The following is a 24,196-nucleotide window of genomic DNA, read 5'->3' as shown; positions in this document are numbered from 1 at the left end:
GCTGCTGCGGGACAGTATCAAATCGCCTTACAGCTGGTTCTCCCAGGACTGCTGCTGTCCTCGGTGATGGCGTCCGGGTTTGTTCTTGCCCGCTCGCGAGCACAGTGACTTTGATCATGTATCAAGTCCTTGGAGCGGTTCTACTCTATAACAGAAATGCGGTTCGTAGATTAATGGTTTCGATTCATCAGAGCAGACAGAAACTACCATCATGGTTCTGCTGTTCTATCCTGATACAGCTTAATTAATTTCTCACAGACGGTATCCCAATCTAATACTGCGTGTGAGTCGGGACAAGTACCATTAATAGCTGCCTCTAAGGCATTCGTGAGTGCAGAGGAGTGTGGATGGGTGATGTTGATAGTTCCGTCCAAATCAAGCCAGTCAGTTAGTGCTCCGGCTTCGCGTATCACGACCGGAGTGCAAGCAGCGATAGACTCAGCGACAGTCATCCCGTAAGCTTCGAACTCGGACATCGTCACGTACACGTCCGCCCCAGCGTACAGCTTTGGAAGCCGTTCCTCGCCGACATACCCAAGAAAATCAACACGGTCAGCAACCCCTTCCTCACGAGCAATTTGCTCTAGCTCGTCCCGGAACGGTCCACTCCCAGCGACCACCAAATCGTACTCGGGCAGCTCCGGCAACGCACGAATCACGTGTTGGACTCCTTTGTACTCCTTTAGTCGTCCAACACATAGCAGGTACGGATGCTTCCGCCCCTCAGGTTCGGCGTTGGCGAACCGCTCAACAGCCACACCGTTGGGAATTACTGTGGCGTCAATGCCGAAATCCGCCAATAATCGTTCTTGCTCCCACTCGCTCACGGCAATCAATTCGTCAGCTTGTCGAATCGCCCACCGACCGAACGGCCGGTAGACGGACAGTAGCACGTCCCGAAAGCCGCTCGCACTCTCGCCGTGGTAGTGAGTCGTCACAACGAACCGCTCGTCGGTAGCACCGAGCGCCGCGAAGAACAACGGAAGCGCGTGATAGTTGTGCGCATGCACGACATCCACGTCGGCCCGTCGAACTGCGAGCGCCATCTGCGGCGCCACGTAGAACGCGCCACCTATACTAACAGATCGAAAGCGCCGCACTCGAACGCCATCGTCCGTACACTCTGATAGTGCGTCTGAGCTGGCGTCCGCGCTGAATACGGTCACGTCGTGGCCGCGGTCAGCGAGCCGCGTCGCAATCTCCTGTACGTGCGTTTCGATACCTCCGGTGTGGGGTGGGTAGCGGTGCGTAACGAACAGTATCCTCATTCACACGCCTCTTGCAGTTCTACGTCAACTTCCCACGTGCTGTCACCCTCCCCGGGAAGCAGCTCCACGCTCACGCGCAGGAGAGGCTCCTGCGTGTCGAAAATAGGGTAAAGTGACTGCACGGGACCGAACGAGTACCTCTGCCCGAGGCACGCGAAGACGCTGACTGCAGCGGTCGCCGCCAGTCTGACAACATCAAACAACGAGACGACTGCCACGGACCCAAATACAAGCGTGGCAGCCAGCAGCCATGGCGAGACAATCACGAAGCACCACTTGAACGGCAGCACAACTCTCTCGTACTCCTCCCGCTATATATTGGTGCATTGAGCGTCCGCACGATGGTCTCGCCCACGTGTTCGGCATCATAACGCTCGTAGTAGCAGCATTCGTGAACGACAGCGAGCGAGAAGGAAAATAGGTCGACACTCATTCCGTGTGTATTGGTCATTTGCAGAGGTATATGTGTTGTTCGGATATTGTTGCCCACGAAGACAAGCAGCATCGTTCAGCGGGGGATCCGGAACGACTTCGACTCGGGGATCGACCGGTTCGTCGAATGGTACGAGAGCCGTTGATTACTCGTAGACGTCGCGCAACTCCTGGTCCACGTCCCAGATTTCTGAGCCGCCACCGCGGAGCAGCGTCACGCTCGCCTTGAACAGCGACACCTGCGTGTCGAACAGCGAGTACGCCGGCTGAAGGCGGCCGAGTGCGTCCCGCGATCCGGCACGGACGAACGCGACGACGCCGGCGGGAACGAGTAGTCCCAGGGGACCGGCGAGACCGACCGCAGCGGCCGACGACAGCACCAACCCGGTCATCAGAAGCCACGGAGAGATCAGCATGAACCACCAGTTGAAGGGCAGGACGACGCGGCCGTAGTTGCCGAACCCCCCGAGCATCGACCGCTGACGCCAGAGGAGACGAAGCAGGCCCATCGCTCGCCGATCCTTCTGTTGGCGGCGCTTCCGGAACTCGGAGTGGGCGGCCTCCTTGTAGCGGATGGCTGGATCGAACACCGCCCGGCCGCCATTTTTCCGGATGCGGAGCGCCAACTCCGAGTCGTCGGCGATGGAGTCGGAGTCGATGGGAACGATGGCGTCGTTTTCGAACGCCGAGAACGGTCCGTGGAAGATAAGCGTCGAATCGAGGTGGGATTCAAGGACCTGAATCCGACTCTGGATGTCGCGGTAGCCGGCCTCAACGGCGCTGCCGCCGAGCACCTCGGCGTTCCGTCCGGTCACGGCGCGTACCGACGGGTCGGCCAGATTTGCCGCCGCCTCGCGGAGCGCGTCGGCGGCGATGCGGGAGTCACAGTCGGTTTTCACTACCACCTCGTTCGCGGCCGCCGCGTACGCGTCGTTGAGCGCAGGCGAGAGGCCGCGGCGCTCGTCCTCCTCGATGAGTGTCAGCGTGGGCGCGTCCCGGTCGGCGAAAAACGACCGGACGATGTCGCGTGTCTCGTCGTCGCTGGAGTCGACGACGACGACTTCGACGTGCTCCATCGGATAGTCGAGGTCGACCAGTTCCGAAAGCTTTCCCTCGACGATGCGCTCCTCGTTGTACGTCGGAAGGACGATGCTGATGGTCGGCTCCGCCGGCCGCTTGTCGGCGGGTGACCCCTCCGGGTCGAGGATCACTGCGACGGCGAGATAACAGAGGTAGGGAAGCCCCGTCAGGCCGAGCAGACCCACGGCAGCGTTGCGGATACGACGCATGCTCTCCCTTGGATTCGGAGGGAGTAAAGCGGTGACGGTCCCCTCCCGTGTGGCGGTGTTCCCACGGTAGATAACAAGGTTTATGCCTATAATCCAAGTCCGTTCGGCCAATGAGCGACGATCAGAGTCAAGGGTCCCCGTCAGTCGCTGACCTCTTTTTCGACTGGTATCAGATCCCCGTGCTCGGCATCGTCGTTGCGGTGATGGTCGCCATCCGCCTCCAGGCCTACGACATCTTCATCCGGGACGGATCGGTGTACTTCTCCGGCAACGACGCGTGGTATCACCTCCGCGAGGTCGAGTATACGGTTCGCAACTGGCCGTTTACCATGCCGTTCGATCCGTGGACGCAGTTCCCCTACGGAACGAGCGTCGGCCAGTTCGGCACGCTGTACGACCAGATCGTCGCGACAGCGGCGCTGGCCGTCGGGCTAGGCAGCCCCTCGCAGGAGCTGATCGCAAAGACGCTCCTCGTTGCGCCCGCCGTCTTTGGCGCGCTGGTCGCGATTCCCGTCTACGCCATCGGGAAGCGACTCGCCGGCCGCGTGGCCGGACTTTTCGGGGCCGTCGTCCTCCTGTTGCTTCCGGGGCAATTCCTCCAGCGTGGCCTCGTCGGCTTCGCCGATCACAACATCGCTGAACCGCTCTTCCAGACGATTGCGGTGTTCGCGCTGCTGATCGCCATCGGCGTCGCCACGCGAGAGAAACCGGTGTGGGAGCTCGTCGTCGACCGTGACGTGGACGCGCTCCGCCAACCGCTGCTCTGGAGTGCGCTCGCCGGCGTCGCCGTCGCCCTCTACATGTGGGTCTGGCCGCCGGGTATCCTGCTGGTCGGTATCTTCGGGACGTATCTGGTCTACCAGCTCACGAGCGACTACGTCACCGGCGGCTCACCCGAACCGGTGGCGTTCGTCGGTGTCGTGTCGATGACCGTGACCGCTCTCTTGATCTTGGTCCAGTTCGAGACGACGTCGTTCAGCCCGGTCGAGTACTCCCTCCTCCAGCCCGTCGTCGCGCTCTCGGTTGCCGGCGGCGCGGCGCTTATGGCCGGCCTTGCCCGCGCGTTCGATGGCCGTGACCTTGACCGCCGTTACTACCCCGTCGGCGTCGTCGGCATCTTCGCCGTCGCCGCGGGTGTCGTCGCCGTCGCCCTCCCCTCGCTGTTCGGACAGATCCAGGCCAACGCCTTCCGATTTATCGGCTTCAGCGCCGGCGCAGGGACCCGCACCATCTCCGAGGCTCAGCCGTACCTCGACCCCGGCATCCTCCAGCAGAACGCGATGAACGCCACAGGCCGGATCATGGCCGACTACGGCTTCACCCTCTTTACCGGCGTGGTGGCCGTCATCTGGCTGCTCGCGAAACCGCTGGTGCGCGACGGCGAGACGGAACGAATCGCCTACGCCGCTGGGTCGCTGTCGCTGATCGGCCTCCTGTTCGTAGCACCGGGGCCGTTCCGCGCCGTCGGCGATGCTTTCGGCGTGGTCTCGGAACTTGTCGGCGTGGTGCTCGTGGCCGCCATCCTGTTCGGGGCCGTCCTCCAGTCGAGCTACGACGCCGAGGAGCTGTTTTTCGTCATCTGGGCGGCCTTCATCACCTCGGCGGCGTTCACGCAGGTGCGGTTCCACTACTACCTCGCTCCGGTGGTCGCTATCGCGAACGCCTACCTGATCGGACAGATCATCCGGTATCTCGACTTAGATGCGTCGTCGTTCGACGCCCTCAGTGACCTGCAGGGGTATCAGGTGCTCGCCGTCCTCGCGGCCGTGATGCTGATCGTCACGCCCGTGTTGCTCGTTCCGATGAGCGTCCGCAACACTGGTAACCCCTCGGTCGACCGGAGTAGCACTGCCTGGCAGGCGGCGCAGGACACCAACACCGGGGCAATCACCGAGTGGGACGGCTCGCTCCAGTGGATGAAGTCGAACACGCCCGCCCCCGGAACCTTCGGCGGCGCGGACAACGAGATGGAGTACTACGGCACCTACTCGCGGACGGACGACTACGACTATCCGGCGGGCGCGTATGGCGTCCAGTCGTGGTGGGACTACGGACACTGGATCACCGTCCGCGGCGAGCGGATTCCGAACGCCAACCCATTCCAACAGGGTGCCAGGTCGGCCGCGAACTTCCTGCTTGCCCCCAACGAGTCGGCCGCACAGGACGCCCTCGGCGAACGCGACGCGGAGGCTACGGGCACCCGGTACGTGATGGTCGACTGGCAGATGGTCAACCCGCGGTCGAAGTTCGCCGCCCCGACAGTCTTCTACGATGACGGGAACGTCTCCCAGAGCGACTTCTACGGCCCGGTGTACGCCAGCAACCTCCGCGGGCTGTTCTACCTGCGCAACCAGCGGTACTACGACAGCCTGATGGTGCGGCTCTACGCCTACCACGGGAGCGCCATGGAGCCTCAGCCAATCGTCGTCGACTGGGAACAGCGCCGCGCACAGACCCAGGCCGGCGAGACCATCTCCATCCGCGCCGGGCCACAGGGTGACCAACGGATGCTCCGACAGTTCCCCAACATGTCCGCCGCCGAGTCGTACGTCGCCAACGACAGCACGTCACAGATCGGCGGCGTGGGGCACTTCCCGACCGAGCGGGTGTCCGCCCTCGAGCACTACCGACTGGTGAAGGTGAGCGAGTCCAACGCCACCAAGGCCTCGCAGTACCAGCGCGGCACACGCAGCACCTTCGCCGTGACGGGCGTACCGCCGTCGTCACAGACGCTCTACGAGCCCTCGTGGGTGAAGTCCTTCGAGAAGGTGCCCGGAGCGACGGTCACCAGCGACGGACTGCCTCCGAACACGTCGGTCCGCGCGAGGGTGCCGATGCGGGTGTCGACGACCAACGAGACGTTCACCTACACCCAGGAGACCCGGACGAACGAGGACGGCGAACTCCAGATGACGCTCCCGTACTCCACGACGGGGTACGACGAGTACGGCCCCTCGAACGGCTACACGAACGTGAGCGTTCGGGCGACCGGTCCCTACACCATCGAGACGGGGCTGGCCACACAGAACGGCTCGTTCGTCCAGTTCCGCTCCCAGGTCCAGATTCGGGAGGGACGGGTCAACGGCGACATCGAGGAGCCGCGTGCGGTGACCTTAGAGGGGAACAACCCCTTCCAGAACATCTCGCTGAGCGGCGGGAACCAGTCCGAAGCCATCGAGCCGAGCGACCCGGTCGACGACGCGACCGGCGGTGACGGCGCCGGCGACGACACCTCCGACGGCGCGTCCGCAACGCAGCCGTCGCAGCTCCACGCTCCCGCTGCCGACGACAGGGCCTGAGGCGATATGGAGCGACGCTTCCCTCCGCTGGTCGTCGTCTACCTCAAGGGTGTCTGCATGGGGGCGGCCGACGCCGTGCCTGGCGTCTCGGGGGGAACCATCGCGCTCATCACGGGCATCTACGAGCGCCTGATCGCCGCCATCACCGCCGTCACCCCGGAGCGCGTCCTGTCGGTCGCCGCCGCCCCGGTTCCAGGGCGGCGTGCGGACGCTCGCCGCGCCTTTCGTGCGGTCGACGGTCGCTTTCTCGCCGCGCTCGGTGGCGGCATCGCCACCGCCGTCGTCGTGGTGACGCGGGTACTCCACGTCGCGCTCGATGCCGAGCCGGTCCTCACGTTCGGATTTTTCTTCGGACTAATCGCCGCTTCGGCGGTCGTTCTCGGGACCGAGGTAGCCCTCGATACCCCCGGTCGGATCGCGGCCGCCATCGCCGGCTTCCTCCTCGCGTTTCTCTCGGCGGGCCGGGCCGGTGCGGCGCTTCCCACGACGCCGCTGGTGACCGTCGCCGTCGGTGCCGTCGCCATCAGCGCGATGGTGTTGCCCGGCATCTCGGGATCGCTCATCCTCATCATCCTGGGACAGTACGAGTTCCTCGTCGAGCGGCTCACGGCCTTCGTCGACGCCCTCCTCGGCCTCCTCGTCGGCGGGTCGGTTGCGGCGGTGATCGCTCCCGGAACGACCGTCGTCGCCTTCGGAGTCGGGGCCGTCGTCGGCCTGCTATCCGTGGCCCACGCCGTCCGCTGGGCGCTCGCTACCTACCGCTACGCGACGCTCGCCTTCCTCGTGAGCCTCGTCGTCGGCGGCCTGCGTGCCCCGATCACCCAGGCCGGTGAGGCGCTCGCCCCCGCAGGGTGGACGCCCGGCGCGGCGCTCCTTTTCGCGCTCGCGGCCGTCGTCGGCGCCGTCGTCGTGGTGAGTCTCGAACGGTACACCGACGGCATCGTCGTTTAGCGACGGGCGACACAGACGAACGTCTCGGGCCGTGTCGTCGCGCGCTCGACGGTGAACCCCGCGTCGGTCTGGAGTGACACAGCATCGCCGAGGGCGTAGGTTTCGTCACGAGGCGGGCCGGCCGCTCCGTCGCCGTTTCGGTCCCAGTCGACGGTGACGAGACGGCCGCCCGGCCGGACGACGCGGGCCACCTCCGCCATCGCCTCGGGGTCGGCGAACTCGTGGAACGTCATCGTCGAGACGACGGCGTCGAGTTCGTCGGCGGCAAAGGGCAGGTCGACGGCGTCGGCTTCGACCAACGCGACGCTGTCCGGGACGCCCTTCTCGCGGTAGTGGTCGTGCATGGTCGACTGGACGTCGACGGCGTACACCCGTTCGACGTGGGGTGCCAGGTCGTCGGTGTAGAAGCCGGTCCCGCTTCCCAGGTCCGCGAGACGCATGTCTGGGTGGGGACCGACTAGGGCGTGGAGTTCCTCGCGAGAGCAGTACCGATATCTGGTCGCGGCGTCTTCGAGAGCGTCGGCCCGCTCACTGTCGAACGTATGAAATCCCATAGGGGTCGTTGGGCAGGGCGACGTAAATCCCGTCCGCTACGGTAGGGTTAAATCCCCGCCGGTCGCTACTTCGGCTATGGGCGTGACCATCAGAAAACCGACCGCCCGCCAGTGTGAGGACTGCGGCCGGCGGGAGGTCTGGAACGACGCGACAGGCACGTGGCACATCGCCGTCGACGACGACGGCGACCGGCGTACCGGCGAGGTGTACTGCATTCACGAGTGGGACATCAACGGGGCGTTCGTCCCCATCGAGACGGATCGAGACGCCGCCGACGCCTGAGACACGACACCCACCGCATTCGTGTTGCTCCCCGGCGTCTCGGACTCGCGCGACCTCATCGAGCAGGGTTGCCCCGCTCCAACGCCGCGTTACGCGACCGTCGCGAGCGCTTCCAGCGTCCCGTCCATGTATGACTCCTCCGTCACCGTATCGGCGGCGGCCAACGCCCGGTCGTCGGCGTTGGCCACCGCAAACGACCGCCCGGCGGCCGCAAACGTCGAAACGTCGTTCTCGCTGTCGCCCACCGCGACGAAGTCGGCCGAGTCGAGGCCGAGCGTCGCGGCGACCGACCGGAGGCCGTCGCCTTTCTCGACGCCCGGCGTCTTGAGGTGGTAGGCGTAGCCCGTATCCACCACCTCCAGGCCGAACTCCGCGGCGACGGCGCCTAACAGCGCCTCGTCGGCGTCGCGGTGGACCGCCACCTCCGTCTCGCGCCAGCGGTTGACGGTGTCCTCCGCGCCCCACCCCAGGTCGCCGCCCCGGTCGACGAACGCCCGTGCCGCCACGCGGGGACGCTCGGCGTCGTCGACGGTCACCGTCACCGCGTCGTCGGCGTAGACTACGCCCCCGTTTTCGGCGATTACCCGTTCGGGAACGTTCGCGAAGTGACAGAGCGCGACCGGGTACGGGAAGGCCTTGCCCGTCGCGACGACGACGGGTGCGTCCCACTCCCGAAGTGTCTCGATGGCTCGTGGGTCGATCCCACCCGTCGGCGCGGTCAGTGTCCCGTCGATGTCGAGCACCAGCGGTGGCACCATACCGCCACTCCGCCCGCGGCGGTGAAAAGCGACGCGTCGCGGGGCGGCACACCGACGCCGTGAAGTGCAGGGCCTGATCACGGGCGGGTATGCGCACGACCGTCCTCGTGATCGGTGGCGGGGCGACCGGCGTCGGCACTGCGCGTGACTTGGCCCTGCGTGGCGTCGACGTGACCCTCGTCGAGCGCGGCGCCCTCGCGGGCGGGACGACGGGCCGCTCTCACGGTGTCCTCCACAGCGGCGCCCGATACGCCGAGACCGACCCCGACGACGCCGCCGCCTGCCTGGCCGAGAACCGGACGCTCCGCGAGGTGGCGGCCGGCTGTCTCGACGAAACCGGCGGCTACTTCCTCCAACTCGACGGCGACGACCCTGCGTACTTCGAGCGCAAGCGCGCGGCCTGTGCCGACCTCGGCATGGAGACGACGACCCTCGACGGCGACGCGCTTCGAGAGCGGGTGCCCGAAGCGAGCCACGCCGTCGAGCGCGCACTCGCCGTGCCGGACGCCGTGATCTCGCCGTCTCGCCTAATCGTCGCGAACGCCCTCGACGCCCGGGCGGCGGGGGCGACGATCCACACCCACGCGCCCGTCGAGTCGATGACCGTCGCCGACAGCCGGGTCCAGCGTGTCGCGGTCGGCGGGGCCGTCGACGCGACTGTCACGGTCGACGCCGTCGTGAACGCGGCCGGGCCGTGGGCCGAGCGATGTGCTGCCCTCGCGGATGTCTCGGTGCCGATGCGCCCCACCCGTGGCGCCATGGTCGCCGTCGAGAATCCCGGCGTCGACGCCGTGTTGAACCGGTGTCGGCCGCCAGCCGACGGCGACATCGTGGTGCCCGCGTCCGGGGCGGCCGTCCTCGGCACCACGAGCGTCACCGTCGACGACCCCGACGACTTCGAGCGGTCGGACGACGAAATCGACCGGATCGTCGCGGAGTGTGGGGCAATGTGTCCGGCGGTGACCGCGGCGCCGACCGTTCGCACCTACTGGGGTGTCCGCCCACTGTACGCCCCCGACGAGGCTGGCAACGACGGCCGCGCCATCTCCCGAGGGTTCGCGCTGTTGGACCACGCCGACGAGGGCGTCGAGGGACTCGTCACCGTCGTCGGGGGAAAGCTCACGACCTACCGTCGGATGGCCGAGGCGACGGCGGACGTGGTCTGTGACCGCCTCGGGGTCGACGCCGCTTGTCGGACCGCCGACCGACCGCTCCCGGGGAACGAGGACCCCGCGCGTCTCGACGCCACCGACGCGTTCGACGTCGATGCGCCGGCTGGCTGACGCCCCGTCGCGACGGGCGAGCGATCCGGCCGCATCCGAACCTCTTTGTCCCATCCTCGCACAGAGTGGCACATGAATGTCGGTATCGTCGGAAGCGGGTACGTCGGGACGACTCTCGCGGCCTGTCTCGCCGACTTTGGGCACGACGTGATCAACGTCGACGTCGACGAATCGGTCGTTAGACAGTTGAACGACGGGGACTCCCCGATCTCGGAGCCTGGTCTCGACGACCTGCTCGACCGCTACGCCGGCGCGTCGCTGTTCGCGACGACCGACTACGCGGACCTGGCGAACGTCGACGTCGTCTTCCTCGCACTCCCGACGCCCACGAACGACGACGGGAGCATCGACACCGCATACGTCGAAGCGGGCGCCGAGGCACTCGGCGGGGTGTTGGCTGACATCGAGGGCTACCCGACTGTCGTTGTCAAAAGCACCGTCGTCCCTGGCACGACCGCGGACGTGGTCGGGCCGATCCTCGAACGCGAATCCGGCCTGCAGGTCGGCGTCGACTTCGGCCTCGCGATGAACCCCGAATTCCTGCGCGAGGGTAGCGCCGTCGAGGACTTCCAGCACCCCGATAAGCTCGTCTTCGGGACGACCGACGACCGCGCGCTCGACGCCCTGGAGTCGGTGTACGCGTCGCTGCTCGACGACGTGCCGGTCGTCCGCACCGGCCTCAGCGAGGCGGAGATGATCAAATACGCCAACAACGCCTTTCTCGCGGCCAAGATCAGCCTCATCAACGAACTCGGCAACATCTGTAAGGAGTACGGTGTCGACGCCTACGAGGTGGCCGACGCTATCGGCCTCGATGACCGCATCGGCGAAGAGTTCCTGCGGAGCGGCGTCGGCTGGGGAGGGAGTTGCTTCCCGAAGGACGTGGCCGCCATCGTCGCCGCTGCCCGCGAGCAGGGGTACGAACCCGCGCTCCTTCAGGCAGCCATCGACGTGAACGACCGCCAGCCCGAGCGGATGCTCGACCTCCTCGATACCCACGTCGACGTCGCGGGCGAGCGAGTGGCTGTCCTCGGCCTCGCGTTCAAACCCCATACCGACGACGTCCGCAACTCGCGGGCCATCCCGATTATCGAAGGACTGCAGGCCCGCGGTGCCGAGGTGGTCGCCTACGATCCAGACCGAGGGGCAGTCGAGACGATGCGCGAGCGATTCCCCGACGTGGAGTATCTCGCCTCGGCGTCGCCGACGCTCTCGGGCGCGCAGGCGGCCCTGGTCGTCACGGACTGGCCCGAGTTCGAGGCACTCGACCGGGAGTTCGACCTGATGAGCGGCGACGTCGTGATCGACGGCCGCCGGGTCGTCGAGCGCCGCGACGGCCTCACCTACGAGGGATTGACCTGGTAGCCGGGCGCCGCTCACGCCTGACGACTCACCGACAGCTTGAGGGGCAACCGGAGGCGACATCGCGATATGGTCCCTGCCGACGACCCCCGCGAAGACCGGATTCGCGCCATCGTGCGCGACGAACTCCGGAACGCGGGCCGCTCGCTCCTCGGTACCGTCTGCTGGACGCTTCTCGCCGTCGTCGCCGCGCTGGTCGGTCTCCAGTTGATACAGCTTGCGGCGTTCACGGGGTCGACGGCGGCTGCTATTGGGTTCGCGCTCGTTGGTCTCGTCGTGGTCGGATCGAGCCTCGCTCTCCTCTATGTGCTCTACTGGACGTAAGGGCGCCGAGCGTCGGCTACGCCGTCCGCTGTTCCGCTTCCAGTCGTTCGATGCCGATGGTGACGGCGACGCCCTCGACGTCCCACTCCTCGGTCAGGTCGTCGGCGTCGGCGTCGAACTCCGCGGTCCGGGTTTCCTCGGCGATCAGGTCGCGTCGTTCGTCGACGAAGGCGGCCACCCGGTCGTCGGCCACGTCGATCCGGGTGCGGATGCGCTCGTCGACGTCCAGTTCCAGACGCTTGCGCATCTCCTGAATCCGGCGCACCACGTCCCGGGCGTAGCCCTCAGCCTCGATGTCGTCGGTCAGTGACGTATCGACGTAGACGGTGCCGCCAGTCCGGTCGCCGTCGTCGTCGGACACCTCGAAGTCGGCGCCGGCGACGTCCGCCGGGGGTTCGGCGCGGAACGAGACCATCTCCGCGGTCAGGTCGTAGCGCTCGCCGTCGAGCGTGACGGCGTAAGGAGTTTCGCCGTCGTCGGCGGTCAGGTCCTCGCGTCGGCGGTCCTCGACGGCCGCCATCACCTCCTGTGCGTCGCCGCCGAAGGCAGGGCCGATGACGCCCATCTCCGGGTCGGCACGCTCGACCAGTTCGTCGAACGATTCGACTACCGCGACTGATCGGGCGTTCACCCGCTCGCCGAACAGGTCGGCAAGCGAGTCGACGGCCTCGCGGACCCCTCCGTCGTCGCTCTCGACGAGCACCCGCGGGACCGGCCAGCGAAGCTTGCGGCCGCCCTGCTGGCGGGCGTTGGCCGCCGCCTCCTCGACTGCCCGGAGCACCGCCACGTTCCGTTCCAGTTCCGGATCGTGGTAGGCCTCGTCGACCGTCGGGTAGGCGAGTTGGTGGACCGTCGTCGCATCCCCGTCGAGGGTTCGGTACATCTCCTCGGTGATGTAGGGCGTGACGGGCGCGAGCAGGCGAATCGTCTCGTCGAGGACAGTCGCGAGCGTCGCGTAGGCGCCGCGTTTCGACGCCGAGTCCGCCTCTTCCCACATGCGCTCGCGGGTCGCCTTGACATAGAAGCGGGAGACGTCCTCGGTGACAAAGTCGAGGACGGCGTTGCAGGCGTCGTGGACGGCGTACTCGTCCCACGCCGCGTCAACCTCGGCTTTCACCGACTGGAGCCGTGAGAGTACCCACTCGTCGACGACGGTCAACTCTCCGTCGTCGAGGCTCGCGTCGGCCGGGTCGTAGTCGTCGAGATCCATATACTGCAGCGGGAACCGGAAGACGTTCCAGAAGATGTTGAGCGTCGACTGGGTCTCCGCGAGACCCTCCCACTCGAAGGAGAGGTCGGCCCCGTGCTGGTCGTGGCTCATGAGATACGCCCGGAGCGGGTCGCGCCCGTAGCGGTCGATGGCCTCCTCGGGTGTGACGATGTTGCCGAGGGACTTCGACATCTTGCGGCCGTCGCTGTCGTTGGCGAAGCCGTGCATGACCACCTCGTCGTAGGGAATCTCGCCGAGCGCGGCGGTCCCCATTCCCAACTGTGACCAGAACCAGCCGCGGGTCTGGTCGTGGGCCTCGACGATGAGGTCCGCGGGCCAGAGTTCGTCGAAGGCGTCCTCGTTCCCCGGGTAGCCGAGCGTCCCCCACGTCGCCACCGAGGAGTCGATCCAGACGTCGAACACGTCGGGCACCCGCTCGTAGGTGACGCCGTCCTCGGTAATCGTGATAGGGTCGACGCTCGGGCGGTGGAGGTCGACCGCCTCCGGGTCGACATTCCCGTCCGCCCGCTCGGCCAGCTCCTCCCGCGTGCCGACGACGAGGATGTCCTCGGCGTCGGGGTCCGGGTCGTCTTCCGGCACCCAGATGGGTAGGGGAATGCCCCAGTAGCGTTGCCGGGAGACGTTCCAGTCTGGGGCGTCCTCGACGAAGTTCTTGAATCGGTTATCCCGCGCCCACTCCGGGTGCCACTCGCTGTCCTCGATGTTTTCGAGCAGCTCGTTTTTGATGTCGGTGACCGTGATGAACCACTGGTCGGTGGCGAGATAGACGATATCGGTGTCACACCGCCAGCACTGCCCGTAGCGGTGGGTGGTGGTGCCCGACGCCAGCAGATACCCCTTGGCGTCTAAGTCGGCGATGATGTCGTCGTTGGCGTCGCGGACGAACCGCCCGGCGTAGGTGCCGGCCTCGTCGGTGAAGGTGCCGTCACCGGCGACAGGCGAGAAGACGGGGAGTCCGAGCTCTCGGCCGCGCTCGAAGTCGACCTCACCGTGTCCGGGCGCGGAGTGGACCAGCCCCGTGCGGTCGGCCTCCACGTAGTCGGCGGCGTACACCTGGCCCGTCCCCTCGGTGTCGGGGTTGTCGGGCACCTCGTCGGCGAGTGGGTGGTCGTACGCCCAGCCGACGAGGTCCGCGCCGGACAGTTCCTCGGCAACCTCGTAGTCGTCGTAGCGCCCCTCCCGGAGGACGTCCTCGGCGCAGGGTTCGGCGACGTAGAGGCGGTCGGTCTCGCCGTCCCGCGTCGCGTCGACCGCCTGGTAGGTCATCTCGGCGTCGACGGCGACGAACTCGTTTGCCGGAATGGTCCACGGCGTCGTCGTCCAGACGACCAGCGACCCCTCGCGGTCGCTGAGGGGGAACCGCACGTAGATGGAGGGAGATTCGATCTCGTGGTATTCGACCTCGTTGTCGGCGATGGCGGTCTCACACCGGGGACACTGGTTGATTGCCCGCTTGCCACGCTCGACGAGGCCGTTCTCGTGGACGCGCTTGAACGCCCACCACGTCGCCTCCATGTACTCCGGCGACACCGTGCGGTAGGGGTCATCCCAGTCCATCCACGCGCCGATGGACTCGAAGTCCTCGTCCATCTTCTCGCGGTTGCGCTCGGCGAACGACTTGCACTCCTCGATGAACGCCTCCATCCCGTACTCCTCGATGTCCTTCTTGGAGTCGAATCCGAGTTCCTCCTCGACTTTCACCTCGATGGGGAGGCCGTGCATGTCGTAGCCGGGGCGGTCGGTCACGTCGTAGCCCGCCATCCGCTTATAGCGGATGATGGCGTCTTTCAGCGTCTTGTTCCACGCCGTACCGAGGTGCATCTGGCCGCTCGTGTACGGCGGTCCGTCGACGAAAAAGAACGGTGGGTCGTCCGCGTGGGCCTCCTTCGCCGCCTCGTAGGCGTCGTGTTCGTCCCAGTAGGCGTTCACCGAGGCCTCCACGTCCTCGGGGGCGTACTGGTCGCTGACATCGTCCATACCCGACCCAGTCCCCGCGCGTATATCAAAACGGTGGTCGGACGTGCCGCCGGGCGTCGGTCGTAGGCCGCGACACCGCACCGCCAAAACACAGGATTCAGGTGACGGCCGTCCGGACGGCACGCGTGGCCAGTCGCATTCGTCCCCGGCCGGCGTTCGCGCTCGTCCTCCTCGTGTTGGTGCTCGTCTCCGCGGGGTCGTCTCTCGCCTACGACCCGGTCGACGACGGCTCGCTCGGACCCGGGACCGTCGAACGCGAGCCGTCGAACGCGACGATCATCAGCACGCAGGGGGTCCACTTCGCCGGACGGTTCGACCGGTCGCGGCCGCCACGCCTCCTCTCGGTCGCTTCCGGCGGTGACCTCCGGTGGCAGTACCAGGGTGACCACGACGACGCTCGCGGCTGGTTCTACGACGTGGACCCGCTGCCCAACGGGAACCTACTCGTGGTGAGCCCGCGGAACGGCGAGACGCTCGTCTACGAACTCGACCGCGAGACGCGCGAGCGCGTCTGGACCGAACGACTCCCCTTTACCGACACCCACGACGTCGACCGACTCGACGACGGGCGTCTGGTCGTCGCACACATGCGGGCGGACGTGCAAAACGGTACCAGCGGCGACCGGATCGTCGTCTGGAACCGGTCACGAGGTGAGGTCACCTGGGAGTGGCGGTTCGCCGATCACTTCCCTGCCGACACCGACGGCGGCGTCGACGACGACTGGACGCACGTCAACGATGTCGATCCGGTCGGCGAGGACCGCCTGTTGGTCTCGCCCCGGAACTTCGATCAGGTGCTCGTGCTCAACCGCACCACGGGCGACATCGAGATGCGCCTGGGGAGCGACGAGCAACTCGATGTCCTGCACGCCCAGCACAACCCCGATTACCTGCGCGGCCCGGACGGCCGGCCGACGATTCTCGTCGCCGACAGCGAGAACGGCCGGGTGGTGGAGTACGCCCGGGCCGACGGCACGTGGAATCGCACGTGGACGCTGACGGGCAACCTGACGTGGCCACGCGACGCCGACCGCCTCCCGAACGGCAACACGCTCGTCGTCGACAGCCTCGGCCACCGGGTGATCGAGGTAACACCGACCGGCGAGGTCGTGTGGGAGTTTTACGCCACCTGGGCGCCCTACGACGCCGAGCGTCTCGGCACCGGCGACGGCTCGAACGGCCCGACCGTCCAGGAACTGAACGCGACGGGGCGGTACACCGTCCACGGCGGCGCCGGCGAGTCGCCGGGAGCCGGCCGGACCACCCCCCAGGCGTGGCTCGACCGGATCACCGACGAGACGCCCGTCGAGGGTGTCGGTGAGGGACTCGCCTCCTGGTGGGCCCACCGCGCCCCGTGGTTCCGCCCGGTGTGGATCTCGCCTTGGGGCTTTCTCACGACGATTCTCGCCGCCGGCGTCGGAGCGACGTGGCTGGTGACGGAGGCATACTGGCGGTGGGGCGAGTCAGTCGCCGCGCGACGCAGCGCTGACTGACGAAGAAGGGAGCAAGCGAGGGCCACCGTCGTCGGGCCGGTTTACGAGACGTCGGGGGCGCTCTCGTCCGTTCGGCCCGGCAGTTCCAGGTCGATATCGAGTTCCGGCTCTCCGACGCCGTCGAAGTCGACTTCGAGTTCGACGGGTTCGCCGAACGCGAACGGGAGAACCCACTCGTCGGTTTCGATGGTCAGTTCGTCGCCGTCTCTGAGTTGTTCGCCGAGGTCGATCAGGAACCGCCCCGCCTCGTCGGCGTCGAGGCGATACTCCTGTTCGAACTCCCGGCCGGTTCTGATCGTCGTCTTCTCGCTGTCTGATTCGGACATGGTGTCACCGACGGACGTCGACGGTCACGTCACTGGCGATCCAGCCGTCCGTGTTCCCCGATTCGAGAAAGACGGCCGTCTCCGGGCCGCTCTCACAGACCGTGATCTCGGGGCTGGCGGCCGCCGATTCCGACTCGGCGTGTGACTGGGTGCGTGCGTCCATCGCGACTGTTTAGGCAAACCTAAAACAAAAAGGTCGCGGTTCCGCGCGCGGTCATCTCACCGGTCGGGGTCGTCCTCGACGAGGCGCGTGATCCGTTCCGATTTCGGCGGTCCCGAAGGCAATCCACGGCGAGGCTTTATCGCCGCGGTCGACGAACGACGACTATGTCACTGGACGTGCCCGTCCCCGAGCCGCCGGAACTCGAGGAGATCGATCCGAACGAGTACGAGGACGCGGACGTGGTCGGAGATACGGAGTACAAACGCGAGGAGATCGAAGCCCTCCTCCGGGAGGGTGCGTGGGAAGCGGCGTTCGAGGCGTGGGCCGACACGACCGACATCGACGAACGGGAGTTCGGGATCGTCACGGACCTAAAGATGCTCCGCCAGTTCGACTTCTTCTGGGACGCCTTCGCGGAGCGGGTTGGCTACCACGCGCCGGGCATTCCCGAAGACTGGAAGGAGCGTGAGTATCACCCCGAACTGGACTCGTGGGGGACGGTCTCGGGGATCAACGCCGCGATGACCGAACTCGGACAGATGGCGTGTGACGTGTTACTCGACGAGTATATCGACTGGGAGACGGAGTACGAGGCCCCGGACGACCTCCCCGATTTCGACTAGTCGCGAGCCGGGACCGAGAGCGTGACGACGGTGCCGCCCGACGGCGCGTCGCGCACCGAGAACTCGCCGCCGGAGTTGGTGACGATCCAGTGGATCTGCCAGAGGCCGAGTCGCTCGGCGTGGTTCAGGGGGCTTTCCCCGCCTTCGAGCACCTCGATTTCCCGGTCCGGGATGCCCGGGCCGTTGTCCTCGATTTCGATGTCGACCCACGCCTCGTCGCGGGTCTTGACCCGGACCTCGACAGTTGGCTCGGTTCCGGTGTTGTGCCGGACGGCGTTTTCCATCGCCTCCTCTAGGGCCGCCGTCAGCCCGCCCACGGCGACGTCGCAGGTGGTCTCGGGGAGGGAGACGCTGAACGTCGCCTCGGGGTAGCGATCTCGCAGGACGTTGACTAGTTGCTCGATCCGCTCGTGCAGGGAGACCGGTTCGTCCGCGGGTTCGGCCGTCGAGATGATCTGGTCGATCCGACGCACCGACTCCCCGAGCGCCATGAGGTCGTTCGCCGCCCGTTCGATCACTCCGAGCGACCCGTCACGATCCATCTCCTCACGGAGCAACGCGACGTGGCCCTCGATCAGGTTCATCTTATTTTTCAGGTTATGGCTGAGGACGCGGTTCAGGACCTCGAGGCGTCGCTCCCGGATCTTGCGGTCGGTGATCTCGGTCTGGAAGCCGACGAAGTTCACGACACACCCCTCCTCGTCGCGGACGGGAGTGATGTCGAGCTTCTGCCAGAAGCGCTGTCCGTTCTTGCGGTAGTTGACGATGTCGGCCGAGACCGGTCGCTCGGCATCGATTCGCTCCCGGAGCAGGCGACGCGTCTCCGGATCGGTATCGTCGCCCTGCAGGAAGCGACAGTTCCGACCGAGCACCTCCTCGGTGTCGTACCCGGTCAGCGCTTGGAACTGCTCGTTGACGTAGATCATCGGGTTGTCGTCCTGCGTCGGATCGGTGATGGTGATTCCGACCGGTGCCTTGTCCATCGCACGCTCCTTCAGGCGGAGTTCGGCAATCGTCTCCTCTAGCTCCCGGGACCGTGAGTCGAGTTCGACGGCGGTCTGTCGCCGCTGAACCAAGTTGTCGATTCGAGAGAGGAGTTCTGCCCGCCCGGCCGGGAGTTCGATCACGTCGTCGACGTAGTCCCAGACGGTCGTCCCCATCGAATCGGCGGTATCGGCCGGCACCAGCAACACGAACGGGAGGAAGGCACTCGTCGTCTCACGGCCAGTCTCGACGAGGTCGGCGATCCGGTCGAACTCGGCTCTATCGAGGCCCTGCCGGTCGAACACACAGCAGTCGAACGGTGCGTCCAGTGCCGCGGCATCGGTCGTCGTCTCGACCCGGTATTGGCGCCCGAGCGCCTCGACGAGGAGGTCACGGTTCCGGCCCGGGGCCATGAGCACCAACACCCGAGGCTCGTTGACGGTCGGTCGGCCGCCGCTCGCTTCGGTCGCCCCATCCGCCTGTTCGTGTGACATGTGTTGCGACGAGGTCGGTAGTATCGGCTCTCACGAACCACTGGCCCGTAAGGGTTCGCTTCTGGAGATTTGCTGTCACGACGGCTGTCGTTTATATACCTGTCCGTCCAATACTGAGCATCCATGACGTCGACTAGTCGGCTCGCGACGGGGTCCGCGGGGCTTGACGAGATTCTGCACGGCGGGTTCGTCGCGGAGCGTAACTACATGTTCCGCGGGCCTGCCGGGTCGGGCAAGACCATCCTCGGGTTTCACTTTCTCCAAGCGGGCGTCGAGAACGGCGAAACGGCACTGTTCATCAACCTCGAAGAGGACCTCGACGACCTGCGGACGAACGCGGCGGCGCTCGGGTTCGACACCGATGCCATCGAATTTCTGGACCTGAGTCCCTCGGCCGAGGCGTTCACCGAAGACGACTCGTACGACATCTTCGGCGCCGCCGAGGTCGAACAGGAGCCGCTCACGTCCGAAATCGTGGACACGGTCGCGGCGGTCGATCCGGATCGGGTGGTCGTCGACCCACTCACACAGCTTCGCTACCTCGTCGCCGACGACTACCAGTTCCGCAAGCAGGTCGTCGGCTTCATGCGCTATCTCAAACAGCAGGGGGCGACCGCCGTCTTCACCGTCCAGAACACCCGCGAACTCCCGACCGAGGACCTGGAGTTCATCGCCGACGGCACGATCAAACTAGAGACCGCTGCCTACGGCCGGACGATCACGGTCCCCAAGTTCCGCGGGTCGACCACCCGAAGCGGGGAACACGCCTACCGCATCACCGACGACGGCATCCGCGTTTTCCCGATTCTGGAGCCGAGCGATCACACCGCCGACTTCCCGAGCGAACAGCTTTCCTCGGGCATCTCGGAGATCGACAACCTCCTGCACGGCGGGCTGGAACGCGGGACGGTGACCGTCGTCAGCGGCCCGACCGGTGCCGGCAAGACGACACTCGGGACCCAGTTCATGAAGGAGGCCGCCAGCCGCGACGAGCGCTCCGTGATCTACCTCTTCGAGGAGAACACCGAGACGTTCCTCCAGCGGTCGGCGGCCATCGGCATCCCGGTGACGGAGATGATCGACCGCGGCACGCTCTCGGTGCGGGAGATCGAGGCGCTGGAACTCTCTCCACAGGAGTTTGCGAGCATCGTCCGCGAGGACGTCGAGCAAAACGACACCCGGATCGTCATGATCGACGGCATCGCCGGCTACCGTCTGACCCTCCGCGGGGAGGAGGATATGATCCTCCAGCGGATGCACGCGCTCGGGCGCTATCTCAAGAACGCGGGCGTGACGACGATTTTCGTCGACGAAACCACGGGCGTCACGGGCGATTTCGTCGCCACCCAGGAGAACATCAGCTATCTCGCCGACAACATCGTCTTCCTTCGCCATCTCGAACTCCACGGCGAACTGCGGAAGGCCATCGGCGTCCTGAAAAAGCGCACGAGCGACTTTGAGCGGACCCTCCGAGAGTTCGACATCACCGCCGACGGCATCCGCGTCGGCGACCCCCTCACCCAGATGCGTGGCATCCTCGGCGGCACGCCGGAACTTCTCGACGAGGAGTGATCACTCCATCCGCTCGACGAGACGCGCCAGTTGCGTTTCCCGGTCGTCTAGGGCGACATCGCGCAGTCGCCGCTCGGCCTCCGTCGGGCAGTTGAGGTCCGGAACCGACGTGGGCGCTCCGTCCTCGTCCACCGCGACGAACGTGAAAAACGAGGAGGTAGTGTCCCGTTCGGTGTCCGCTTGGGGGTTTTCGGCGCGCACCTCGACGTTCACCTCGATGCTCGTCGATCCCGTGCCGTAGACGTACGCCTCGACGACGACCACCTCGCCGAGGTCGATGGGGCTTTTAAAATCGACGTGTTCCATCGACGCGGTGACGACCTTCTCGTTGGCAAAGCGCATGGCCGCGATGGCACCACAGACGTCCATCCAGTGCAGGACGGCGCCCCCGAGTGCCCGCCCGTAGGTGTTCGTGTCGTTAGGGAGGACGATCTCCGTCATCTCGGTGTGGGACTCCGCCAGCGTCGCAGTCATAGCGTGTGCGTGCGCCGGGGTCGTGAAAAGTCCTCCCGATTCCGCCGGGTGGCGTCCGCGTCAGGGTTCCTCGTCGAAGTCGTCGATCCGCTCGGGTTCGAACTCGTCCTCCGGGCGGCCGGCCTGGTCGAGGACGGCGTCGGTGACGGTGATCGGGCAGTCGACACGAACCGCGAGGGCGACGGCGTCACTGGGGCGGGCGTCGAAGACGAACTTCCGGGCCTCGCCCTCGTCGTACCGCTCGACGTCGACCTTCGCGTAGAAGGTGCCGTCCGCGAGGTCGTCGATCCGGATGCCGTCGACGGCGCCGCCGAACTCCGTGAGCATCTCGACGAGCAGGTCATGTGTGAGTGGTCGCTCGAACGGTTCTCCCGACAGTCCGAGTTGGATCGCGCGCGCTTGGTCGGCCGTGATGACGATGGGGAGATACTCCGATCTGGCGGCGAGGAGGACGGCGGGGACGTTCGAGCCGTCGTCGCTCGTGCCCACCCCGATGCCGGTCACCTCGGCGGTGTGCTCCATATCTCGATGTTCGGGCGCGGAGTATGAATAGCTACGGGGCTTCGTCCCGCTGGATCGGGCCACGCCTCGGCCTGTCGCCGTGCCTGCCGGGGTCGCTCCGGATCGAGAGCGCAACCGTGAGGTGGGTAGAGGTTTCATCCGGTGACGAGATGGGTCTGCTTGACATCGATCGGCGGGTGTTTGCGCTCGGGCTGGCGCGGATGGCCGACGCCGTCGGCAACTCGTTTCTGATCGTCGTTCTGCCGCTCTATCTGGCGAGCGGGCACGTCCCCATCGAGGCGCTCGTCGGGACGCAAGTGTCGGTTCTCGGCGCGTCACTGACGATCACGGAGTATCTACTCGTCGGGATCGTCCTCTCGCTTTTCGGCTTCCTGAACAGTCTCTCCCAGCCGTTCACCGGCCGGCTCTCGGATCGGACCGGTCGGCGCCGTGTCTTTATCCTCTTTGGCCTCCTGTTGCTCGGCGCCGCCAGTGGCGCGTACGCGTTCGTCTCGTCGTACTGGCTCGTGGTCCTCCTGCGGATTCTCCAAGGGATCGGCGCTGCCTTCACCATCCCCTGTACCGTGGCGCTGGTGAACGAACTCGCGACCGGCAACGACCGCGGGAGCAACTTCGGCGTGTTCAACACCTTTCGGCTGATCGGCTTCGGCTTCGGTCCCATCGTCGCCGGCCTCGTCGTCGAAGCTCGTGGCTTCGACGCCGCCTTCGGCGTCGCCGTCGCCGGCGCCGCGATTAGCTTCCTGACCGTCTGGGCGTTCGTCTCCGACCCCGAACGGCCGGCGACGGCGGCGAGCGACGACCTCTCCGTGGCCGTCCGCGGCGACGACCGCCTCCTCGATCCGGTGTTCACCCTCGGTCTCGGCACCGTCGCCATGGGCATCTGTATCGCCATGTTCGCCACCCTCGAAGGCCGGATCAACGAACGACTCGGACAGGGGACGCTCTGGTTCGGCGTCCAGTTCGGTGCCGTCACCCTCGCCAACGTCGCCTTCCAGATCCCCATCGGCCGGGGCGCCGACCGCTACGGCCGCCGACCGTTCCTCCTCACGGGCTTCTGTCTGCTCGTCCCCACGACCGTCGCCCAGGGGTACGTCCTCTCACCGGCGCTGATGACGCTCACTCGCTTCCTGCTCGGGGTCGCCGTGGCGCTCGTGTTCGCCCCCTCTCTCGCCGTCGCCGGCGACCTGGCCCGCGAGGGCGAATCGGGCACCACCCTCTCCGTGCTGACGATGGCGTTCGGTCTCGGCGTCGCCATCGGTCCCATCGCCTCGGGCTATCTGGAGCGGTTCGGATTCGCGGTTCCCTTCGTCGCGGCCGGCGCGCTCGCGGCGCTCGCGCTGCTACTCGTGTACACGCAGGTCGGCGAGACGGGCGATCCCCGGGCGACCCTCGATTGGCCGTGGTCTCCCGGAGACTGAGAAGTGCGCCCCGTCTCTCAGTCGCTAGCCTACCGCCGGCGACCGACACCGACCCGCTTGGGCCGTCACTCGAACTCGGGGTCACGCTTCTCGACGAAGGCTTCCATGCCCTCGCGCTGGTCGGCCGTGCCGAACAGGCCGCTCCAGGCCCGTCGCTCGACGGTGAATCCGCCCTCGCCGCCGGTCTCGTGGTAGGCGTTGAGCGCCTCCTTGGCCGCGTAGAGGGCGTTGCGGGGTTTGGCCGCGAGCGTCGCCGCCATCTCGTCGACGTGATCCGAGAGGTCGTCGTGGGCGACCACTTCGCCGACGAGTCCCTGCTCGTAGGCGTCCTGTGCGTCGAGGCGGTCGCCGAAGTAGATCAGCCGGCGCGCCGTCTCGTCGGACACGAGGCGCTGGAGGAGTTGCGTGCCGCCCCATCCGGGGATGATACCCAGATCGATCTCTGTCTGTCCGATGACGGCTCGTTCGCTCGCCACCCGTAGATCACAGGCGAGGGCGAACTCACAGCCCCCGCCGAAGGCGTAGCCGTTGATCGCGGCGATGGTCACGCCGGGGAACGACTGCAGGTCGCGGACGACCGCCTGGCCGCGCTCCGCGTAGGCGAGTGCCTCCGGCGTCGAGAACTCCTTCATGTAGTCGATGTCGGCGCCGGCGATGAACGCGTCGTCGCCGGCACCCGTGAGGACGAGCACCCGCGCCTCCTCGCGTTCGGCCTCGGCGATGGCCGCCGTAATCTCGTCGAGCGTCTCCGAGTTCATCGCGTTCAGCGCGTCTGGGCGGTCCACGGTGAGGCGGGCGACCCCGTCGGCGATATCGAGCGTGACGGTGTTCCAGGACACGCCCGTCCGGACGGCGGCCAGGAGGTTAATCGTTCGGGGTAGGCACCGCGCTCGGATCCGTGGCTTACACCGACGCCTCGTAGCCGGCGTCCGCCACCGCGGCGACGAGCGCCGCCGCGTCCGGGTCACCCTCGACGGTTGCCGACTCCGTCTCGCGGTCGGCTGTTGCGTCGGTCACGCCGTCGACGGCCGCTAGGGCCTCGACGACGGCTCGTTCGCAGTGTTCACACGACATTCCTTCGACGGTGATCGTCTGCGACATGGCCGTCGGGCGTAC

General features: G+C 66.5%; 23 protein-coding genes. 10 read left to right on the top strand and 13 right to left on the bottom strand.

What is annotated here, in order from left to right; genetic code table 11:
• Positions 1 to 209: 209 nt before the first annotated feature.
• From NO878_RS01180 to NO878_RS01170, 3 genes are all read right to left on the bottom strand, one after another.
• Entirely contained in the window at positions 210 to 1,268 is a 1,059-nt protein-coding gene (locus NO878_RS01180; RefSeq protein ID WP_256404135.1) for a glycosyltransferase family 4 protein, read from the bottom strand.
• Positions 1,265 to 1,558: a hypothetical protein gene (locus tag NO878_RS01175; protein ID WP_256404134.1), complete on the bottom strand. Its 294-nt coding sequence runs from the start codon at positions 1,556 to 1,558 to the stop codon at positions 1,265 to 1,267. Before NO878_RS01175 ends, NO878_RS01180 begins: the two co-directional genes overlap by 4 nt.
• 288 nt (positions 1,559 to 1,846) lie before the next feature.
• Positions 1,847 to 2,989, bottom strand: coding sequence for a glycosyltransferase (locus NO878_RS01170; RefSeq protein WP_256404133.1), 1,143 nt, complete (start codon positions 2,987 to 2,989; stop codon positions 1,847 to 1,849).
• Positions 2,990 to 3,099: 110 nt separating this feature from the next.
• Between NO878_RS01170 and NO878_RS01165 the strand changes: the two genes are divergently transcribed.
• Positions 3,100 to 6,288, top strand: coding sequence for an oligosaccharyl transferase, archaeosortase A system-associated (locus tag NO878_RS01165; RefSeq protein WP_256404132.1), 3,189 nt, complete (start codon positions 3,100 to 3,102; stop codon positions 6,286 to 6,288).
• 6 nt (positions 6,289 to 6,294) lie between these two features.
• Positions 6,295 to 7,239, top strand: coding sequence for a DUF368 domain-containing protein (locus NO878_RS01160; protein WP_256404131.1), 945 nt, complete (start codon positions 6,295 to 6,297; stop codon positions 7,237 to 7,239).
• Here the strand turns inward: NO878_RS01160 and NO878_RS01155 are convergent.
• The gene (locus NO878_RS01155) at positions 7,236 to 7,793 is read right to left on the bottom strand and encodes a class I SAM-dependent methyltransferase (RefSeq protein WP_256404130.1); all 558 of its coding nucleotides are present in this window, start codon (positions 7,791 to 7,793) and stop codon (positions 7,236 to 7,238) included. The genes NO878_RS01160 and NO878_RS01155 overlap by 4 nt on opposite strands.
• A 76-nt stretch (positions 7,794 to 7,869) precedes the next feature.
• On the opposite strand from NO878_RS01155, the gene NO878_RS01150 reads away from it, so the two are divergent.
• Positions 7,870 to 8,076, top strand: a complete 207-nt coding sequence (locus NO878_RS01150; protein ID WP_256404129.1) for an HEWD family protein — start codon at positions 7,870 to 7,872, stop codon at positions 8,074 to 8,076.
• A gap of 89 nt (positions 8,077 to 8,165) precedes the next feature.
• Here NO878_RS01150 and NO878_RS01145 read toward each other — a convergent pair whose 3' ends face one another.
• Complete coding sequence (locus NO878_RS01145) at positions 8,166 to 8,834, bottom strand: phosphoglycolate phosphatase (protein ID WP_256404128.1); 669 nt, start codon at positions 8,832 to 8,834, stop codon at positions 8,166 to 8,168.
• 89 nt (positions 8,835 to 8,923) lie between these two features.
• Between NO878_RS01145 and NO878_RS01140 the strand changes: the two genes are divergently transcribed.
• The 3 genes from NO878_RS01140 (at position 8,924) to NO878_RS01130 (ending at position 11,803) form a co-directional block, all read left to right on the top strand.
• Positions 8,924 to 10,117 carry an FAD-dependent oxidoreductase gene (locus tag NO878_RS01140; RefSeq protein ID WP_256404127.1) on the top strand — a complete coding sequence of 398 codons (1,194 nt, stop codon included), beginning with the start codon at positions 8,924 to 8,926 and terminating at the stop codon, positions 10,115 to 10,117.
• Positions 10,118 to 10,189: 72 nt separating this feature from the next.
• Positions 10,190 to 11,482, top strand: a complete 1,293-nt coding sequence (gene aglM / locus NO878_RS01135; RefSeq protein ID WP_256404126.1) for a UDP-glucose 6-dehydrogenase AglM — start codon at positions 10,190 to 10,192, stop codon at positions 11,480 to 11,482.
• Positions 11,483 to 11,548: 66 nt separating this feature from the next.
• Positions 11,549 to 11,803, top strand: a complete 255-nt coding sequence (locus NO878_RS01130) for a hypothetical protein (RefSeq protein WP_256404125.1) — start codon at positions 11,549 to 11,551, stop codon at positions 11,801 to 11,803.
• A gap of 16 nt (positions 11,804 to 11,819) precedes the next feature.
• Here NO878_RS01130 and ileS read toward each other — a convergent pair whose 3' ends face one another.
• Positions 11,820 to 15,011, bottom strand: coding sequence for an isoleucine--tRNA ligase (gene ileS, locus NO878_RS01125; RefSeq protein ID WP_256404124.1), 3,192 nt, complete (start codon positions 15,009 to 15,011; stop codon positions 11,820 to 11,822).
• A gap of 125 nt (positions 15,012 to 15,136) precedes the next feature.
• Between ileS and NO878_RS01120 the strand changes: the two genes are divergently transcribed.
• Positions 15,137 to 16,504 carry an aryl-sulfate sulfotransferase gene (locus NO878_RS01120; protein ID WP_256404123.1) on the top strand — a complete coding sequence of 456 codons (1,368 nt, stop codon included), beginning with the start codon at positions 15,137 to 15,139 and terminating at the stop codon, positions 16,502 to 16,504.
• Between the two features lie 41 nt (positions 16,505 to 16,545).
• Here NO878_RS01120 and NO878_RS01115 read toward each other — a convergent pair whose 3' ends face one another.
• Positions 16,546 to 16,830: an amphi-Trp domain-containing protein gene (locus NO878_RS01115; RefSeq protein WP_256404122.1), complete on the bottom strand. Its 285-nt coding sequence runs from the start codon at positions 16,828 to 16,830 to the stop codon at positions 16,546 to 16,548.
• A 4-nt stretch (positions 16,831 to 16,834) separates the two neighbouring features.
• On the bottom strand, positions 16,835 to 16,993 hold the full coding sequence (locus NO878_RS01110; protein ID WP_256404121.1) for a hypothetical protein: 159 nt from the start codon (positions 16,991 to 16,993) through the stop codon (positions 16,835 to 16,837).
• Positions 16,994 to 17,157: 164 nt separating this feature from the next.
• On the opposite strand from NO878_RS01110, the gene NO878_RS01105 reads away from it, so the two are divergent.
• Complete coding sequence (locus NO878_RS01105; protein ID WP_256404120.1) at positions 17,158 to 17,616, top strand: DUF7992 family protein; 459 nt, start codon at positions 17,158 to 17,160, stop codon at positions 17,614 to 17,616.
• Here the strand turns inward: NO878_RS01105 and NO878_RS01100 are convergent.
• Entirely contained in the window at positions 17,613 to 19,094 is a 1,482-nt protein-coding gene (locus tag NO878_RS01100; protein WP_256404119.1) for a PAS domain-containing protein, read from the bottom strand. The two genes, NO878_RS01105 and NO878_RS01100, sit on opposite strands and share 4 nt — an antisense overlap.
• A gap of 123 nt (positions 19,095 to 19,217) precedes the next feature.
• On the opposite strand from NO878_RS01100, the gene NO878_RS01095 reads away from it, so the two are divergent.
• Positions 19,218 to 20,666 (top strand): ATPase domain-containing protein, encoded by a 1,449-nt coding sequence (locus tag NO878_RS01095; RefSeq protein WP_256404118.1) that lies wholly within the window; start codon positions 19,218 to 19,220, stop codon positions 20,664 to 20,666.
• On the opposite strand, the gene NO878_RS01090 is transcribed toward NO878_RS01095, so the two are convergent.
• Positions 20,667 to 21,140: an acyl-CoA thioesterase gene (locus NO878_RS01090; RefSeq protein ID WP_256404117.1), complete on the bottom strand. Its 474-nt coding sequence runs from the start codon at positions 21,138 to 21,140 to the stop codon at positions 20,667 to 20,669.
• Positions 21,141 to 21,200: 60 nt separating this feature from the next.
• Complete coding sequence (locus NO878_RS01085; protein WP_256404116.1) at positions 21,201 to 21,662, bottom strand: bifunctional nuclease family protein; 462 nt, start codon at positions 21,660 to 21,662, stop codon at positions 21,201 to 21,203.
• Positions 21,663 to 21,811: 149 nt separating this feature from the next.
• Between NO878_RS01085 and NO878_RS01080 the strand changes: the two genes are divergently transcribed.
• The gene (locus tag NO878_RS01080; protein ID WP_256404115.1) at positions 21,812 to 23,080 is read left to right on the top strand and encodes an MFS transporter; all 1,269 of its coding nucleotides are present in this window, start codon (positions 21,812 to 21,814) and stop codon (positions 23,078 to 23,080) included.
• Between the two features lie 65 nt (positions 23,081 to 23,145).
• Here the strand turns inward: NO878_RS01080 and NO878_RS01075 are convergent, their stop codons facing one another.
• A complete protein-coding gene (locus tag NO878_RS01075; RefSeq protein ID WP_256404114.1) occupies positions 23,146 to 23,919 on the bottom strand; it encodes an enoyl-CoA hydratase/isomerase family protein in 774 nt (257 codons plus the stop codon).
• 64 nt (positions 23,920 to 23,983) lie between these two features.
• Entirely contained in the window at positions 23,984 to 24,181 is a 198-nt protein-coding gene (locus tag NO878_RS01070; RefSeq protein ID WP_256404113.1) for a heavy-metal-associated domain-containing protein, read from the bottom strand.
• Positions 24,182 to 24,196 lie beyond the last annotated feature (15 nt).

Origin of the sequence: Haloplanus ruber (assembly GCF_024494725.1) — an archaeon.
GTDB lineage: Archaea > Halobacteriota > Halobacteria > Halobacteriales > Haloferacaceae > Haloplanus > Haloplanus ruber.
The sequence above is the reverse complement of the archived record's forward strand: the minus strand, read 5'-3'. Positions and strand labels throughout refer to the sequence as shown.

Bases quoted from the DNA above. Each gene is read 5' to 3' on its own strand.
- NO878_RS01150 (WP_256404129.1), top strand. From the start codon at position 7,870: ATGGGCGTGACCATCAGAAAACCGACCGCCCGCCAGTGTGAGGACTGC.
- NO878_RS01160 (WP_256404131.1), top strand. From the start codon at position 6,295: ATGGAGCGACGCTTCCCTCCGCTGGTCGTCGTCTACCTCAAGGGTGTC.
- NO878_RS01170 (WP_256404133.1), bottom strand. From the start codon at position 2,989: ATGCGTCGTATCCGCAACGCTGCCGTGGGTCTGCTCGGCCTGACGGGG.
- NO878_RS01085 (WP_256404116.1), bottom strand. From the start codon at position 21,662: ATGGAGCACACCGCCGAGGTGACCGGCATCGGGGTGGGCACGAGCGAC.
- NO878_RS01100 (WP_256404119.1), bottom strand. From the start codon at position 19,094: ATGTCACACGAACAGGCGGATGGGGCGACCGAAGCGAGCGGCGGCCGA.
- NO878_RS01095 (WP_256404118.1), top strand. From the start codon at position 19,218: ATGACGTCGACTAGTCGGCTCGCGACGGGGTCCGCGGGGCTTGACGAG.
- NO878_RS01155 (WP_256404130.1), bottom strand. From the start codon at position 7,793: ATGGGATTTCATACGTTCGACAGTGAGCGGGCCGACGCTCTCGAAGAC.
- NO878_RS01115 (WP_256404122.1), bottom strand. From the start codon at position 16,830: ATGTCCGAATCAGACAGCGAGAAGACGACGATCAGAACCGGCCGGGAG.
- NO878_RS01140 (WP_256404127.1), top strand. From the start codon at position 8,924: ATGCGCACGACCGTCCTCGTGATCGGTGGCGGGGCGACCGGCGTCGGC.
- ileS (WP_256404124.1), bottom strand. From the start codon at position 15,011: ATGGACGATGTCAGCGACCAGTACGCCCCCGAGGACGTGGAGGCCTCG.
- NO878_RS01080 (WP_256404115.1), top strand. From the start codon at position 21,812: ATGGGTCTGCTTGACATCGATCGGCGGGTGTTTGCGCTCGGGCTGGCG.
- NO878_RS01130 (WP_256404125.1), top strand. From the start codon at position 11,549: ATGGTCCCTGCCGACGACCCCCGCGAAGACCGGATTCGCGCCATCGTG.
- NO878_RS01145 (WP_256404128.1), bottom strand. From the start codon at position 8,834: ATGGTGCCACCGCTGGTGCTCGACATCGACGGGACACTGACCGCGCCG.
- NO878_RS01070 (WP_256404113.1), bottom strand. From the start codon at position 24,181: ATGTCGCAGACGATCACCGTCGAAGGAATGTCGTGTGAACACTGCGAA.
- NO878_RS01180 (WP_256404135.1), bottom strand. From the start codon at position 1,268: ATGAGGATACTGTTCGTTACGCACCGCTACCCACCCCACACCGGAGGT.
- NO878_RS01110 (WP_256404121.1), bottom strand. From the start codon at position 16,993: ATGGACGCACGCACCCAGTCACACGCCGAGTCGGAATCGGCGGCCGCC.
- aglM (WP_256404126.1), top strand. From the start codon at position 10,190: ATGAATGTCGGTATCGTCGGAAGCGGGTACGTCGGGACGACTCTCGCG.
- NO878_RS01165 (WP_256404132.1), top strand. From the start codon at position 3,100: ATGAGCGACGATCAGAGTCAAGGGTCCCCGTCAGTCGCTGACCTCTTT.
- NO878_RS01090 (WP_256404117.1), bottom strand. From the start codon at position 21,140: ATGACTGCGACGCTGGCGGAGTCCCACACCGAGATGACGGAGATCGTC.
- NO878_RS01105 (WP_256404120.1), top strand. From the start codon at position 17,158: ATGTCACTGGACGTGCCCGTCCCCGAGCCGCCGGAACTCGAGGAGATC.